Here is a 1156-nt window from a genome sequence, read left to right on the forward strand (position 1 = left end):
GTCGAATTTTCTACTAAACAGTACTGGTGGCAAGGAAATGCTTCAAATTATAACTTACGGCAAAGTAATGCTTCCAAAATCACAATTAAAACGGGATCCGCAGGTGCAGATCCCGTTTCAATTCTCAATAGTCCTTGATTGATTGCCTTCACATTAGTAACATTCCGTTACACTGACTTCCAATATTCCCACGCTTTTAAGTAATCCTCTAAATCATGCGGATGGAATCGTATACAGATTCCAATTCGACAATAAAGTTGAAAGATGACTTCTTCAATCAACCTTGATCTTTCAATAGGCTCATGATGGAGCAAATCAAAGGCTGCCATTAAAGTTTCTAGGTTCAAATCGTCTGGAGAAGAGCAAAAAGCATAAGTGAAATCGTATAGCATAGGACCAATCATCGGTGAGGGATCGATAACACCAACCACTGAGAGTTCATTAAAAACAAAATTATGCACACCTGTATCCCCATGTAGCATATATCTTACTTTTTGATCTTCATTTTTCGATATGTTCTCAAATATTGATTCTACTCTATTGTAATCCTCAATGGATAACAGGCTCCCCCAATCTTTTCTCGTATCCACCAAACTGCGGTAGTTCCACTCACGCCAAGATTGAATCGGTGATCCTAGTCTTCCCCAATTGTCCGTTTGTACATATTTTTCGTAATTATTGAAAAGTTCTTTTACTAAGATTGTCAGCCAATCTATTTTTAATCCACGGTTATAATGAGTTGTACCTGTAATGTATGTATACACGATATACGCTTTTGCAGGATCAGTATAGAGAATTTCAGGAAAAAGCTCCAGGTGCCGGTACGTTCTAAGAAATTGTTCGGTCAAAGCAATTTGATGCGGACGGTCAATTTTCAGAACGTATTTTGGTTCATCATTATGTTCTGAAAGAAAATAAACAATGCCATCAGTAGATCCGGTATTAATATTAGTTGCAATAATATTGTTATCAATTTTGCCTTCTTCATAAAGAGTATCGATGATACTGTTAACATCTACTTTTTCTAACATTATTCATTTCCCCTTGGACCCCACAATTAAATGGAATGTAAATTTTTACTATTTCATCTTCTTAAATCATATGGTGGTTTTGGAGAGTGTACAAGTTAAAGTTTTACTTTAATCAATTATGCCGA

1 protein-coding gene is annotated in these 1156 nt (G+C 35.8%); it reads right to left on the reverse strand.

Annotated elements, in window-relative coordinates; genetic code table 11:
• Positions 1-167: 167 nt before the first annotated feature.
• A complete protein-coding gene (locus GC102_RS23600) occupies positions 168-1031 on the reverse strand; it encodes a phosphotransferase (RefSeq protein ID WP_171691662.1) in 864 nt (287 codons plus the stop codon).
• Positions 1032-1156 lie beyond the last annotated feature (125 nt).

The organism is Paenibacillus germinis (assembly GCF_013141785.1).
GTDB lineage: Bacteria > Bacillota > Bacilli > Paenibacillales > NBRC-103111 > Paenibacillus_E > Paenibacillus_E phytorum.

What these genes read in the sequence shown, in the direction of transcription:
- GC102_RS23600 (WP_171691662.1), bottom strand. Translation starts at nt 1,031, where the DNA reads ATGTTAGAAAAAGTAGATGTTAACAGTATCATCGATACTCTTTATGAA.